General features: G+C 48.7%; 1 protein-coding gene. It reads right to left on the bottom strand.

Features of this window, described 5'->3' with window-relative positions; all coding sequences use genetic code 11:
- On the bottom strand, positions 1-1,579 hold a 1,579-nt coding region (locus GX135_03455; GenBank protein ID NLN85150.1), incomplete at its 3' end, for a glycogen/starch/alpha-glucan phosphorylase.
- Between the last annotated feature and the right edge of the window lie 625 nt (positions 1,580-2,204).

Below are 2,204 nucleotides of genomic sequence, written 5' to 3'. Positions count from 1 at the left end.
ATTCGGAGTCATCCACATAGGCTTCCAAGCCGCGGATGCTGTCCAATTGTGCCACCCAGGTATCTCCGATGTGTTCGGAAACCAGTGCCGCGAGCCGGGGATTGCAAACCTTCAGCCAAAGCCTTGGAGTGATGCCATTTGTTTTGTTTTGGAAACGCTGGGGATACATTTGGTAAAAATCTGGAAAGATGCTTTCCCGGATGATTTGGGAATGCAATTCCGCCACTCCGTTCACGGCGTGAGAGCCATGCACGCAGAGGTGAGCCATGCGCAGCTTTTTCTCGTTTCCCTCCTCGATAATACTGAGGTTGCGCATTTTCTCCAAATCGTTGGGATAGAGGCGTTTGACCTCTTCCATCACGTGGTCGTTGATTTGGTAAATCAGCATCAGATGACGCGGCAGCAGCTCTTCAAACAGTTCAATGTCCCATTTTTCCAGGGCTTCCGGGAGGATGGTGTGGTTCGTATAGCTGAAACAGCGGCTGGTGATATCCCAGGCGGTTTCAAAATTCAGGTTTTCCTCATCAATGAGAATACGCATCATTTCCGGGATGGCAAGAGCGGGATGAGTGTCGTTCAATTGGATGGCAATTTTTTTGGGAAACTCGGCAAAACTGTCGTGGTCTTTTATCCAACCGCGCATGATATCCTGCAGGGTGGCACTGATGAAAAAGTATTCCTGTTCCAGGCGTAAAATCTTGCCCAGGTGGATGTTATCGTTTGGATAGAGCACCTTGGAGATGTTTTCGGAGATATTCTTTTTTTCCACGGCGCGGACGTAGTCGCCATTGTTGAAATAGTCAAAATCGAATTCATCCGTTGCCGTTGCCTGCCAGAGACGCAAGTTGTTCACATTGTGGACTTTATAGCCGGGAATGGGGATATCCCAGGCAAGCGCCATCACGTCGTCTGTATCGACCCAGCGGTGGTTCACGCGTCCATCCGGCTCGGTTTGGGTGATGACATTTCCGCCAAAGCGCACCCGGTATGTGATTTCCGGGCGTTTTATCTCCCAGGGACAGCCTTTTTTGAGCCAGTGGTCTGGCACTTCCACCTGGTAACCCTGCACAACGTTTTGCTTGAAAATGCCAAATTCATAGCGGATACCATAGCCATAGGCGGGGTAGGCCTGCGTGGCGAGGGAATCCATAAAACAGGCTGCCAGGCGCCCTAAACCGCCATTTCCCAAACCCATATCGGGTTCCTGCTCAATGATGTCTTCCAGGGAATGTCCCAATTCTTTCATCAGGTCATAGGCGTTATCGTATTCATCGAGGTTCACCAGGGTGTTGCCCAAAAGCCTGCCGATGAGAAATTCCATTGAGAGATAGAAAACTTTCTTCACATCCTGCTTCCGATATTCATATTGGGTGCGCAGCCAGCGCTCAATCAGCTTATCCCGCAGGCTGAGTCCCAGGGCGTAATATAAATCCCAAAGCTGCACGTTTGTGGTGTCTTTCACCAGGGAATATTCCAAATGGCGGTAGAACAGGTTTTTTATGTCGTCGCTGCATTCTTTGGCGCGGTCGGCGAAAAAGATGGAGCGGAAATCGTTTTTGGGAAGGAATCCTTCTTTCATCAGGTCCTCTAATTTAGTTCTTTTTGCGGAAAAACCAATGGTGGGAGAGGGCAAGAGTGTCAAGAACAATGTGCGGAAGCCGGGCAAGCGGTTTGGTTCAGGGAGGAAAAACCTGGTTGAGTGGCTTCCCGGATTATAGAACGAGTCTCTTGAAAACACATACACAAGACCCTAAGCCTATGTGTCGCTTAACTTTGCTTTTGAAACATAAGGGAGACATAAGGAGGCTACCAAGAAAGTGGCAAATAAACCTGTTGTAATCAAGGTTTTCCGCCCCTCCCATAACGAGGATTTTCTATAAATCAAAGCAATTTGCATAACCAAAAAACAAGGCGCTCCTGCTTCAATCTTGATTCCAGCTTGATTTCCAATTTTGAAACATTCGAGAGTCCCCCGATAAAGAATCGGGGGTGTCAGGAGGGCGACACAAGGGGATAGCAAGCTGAAATAAAGAAAGAAGCAGGCAAAAGGGTTGGATTTTCCAGGGCGCGTAGGCTTGAAATAAGTTTGTGACAAAGAAAAAGATTGACGTGGATTTTGAGGGAAAATAACTTGTCCTCAGGGCTTGAAGCCAAATCAGGCCAAACGCGCGGCACCCGTTGCGAATTGGCTGGAACACGGGTCT

The sequence above is a fragment of the Candidatus Cloacimonadota bacterium genome (assembly GCA_012522635.1).
Classification (GTDB): Bacteria; Cloacimonadota; Cloacimonadia; order Cloacimonadales; family Cloacimonadaceae; genus Syntrophosphaera.
This window is presented reverse-complemented; position numbering and strand designations above follow the sequence as displayed.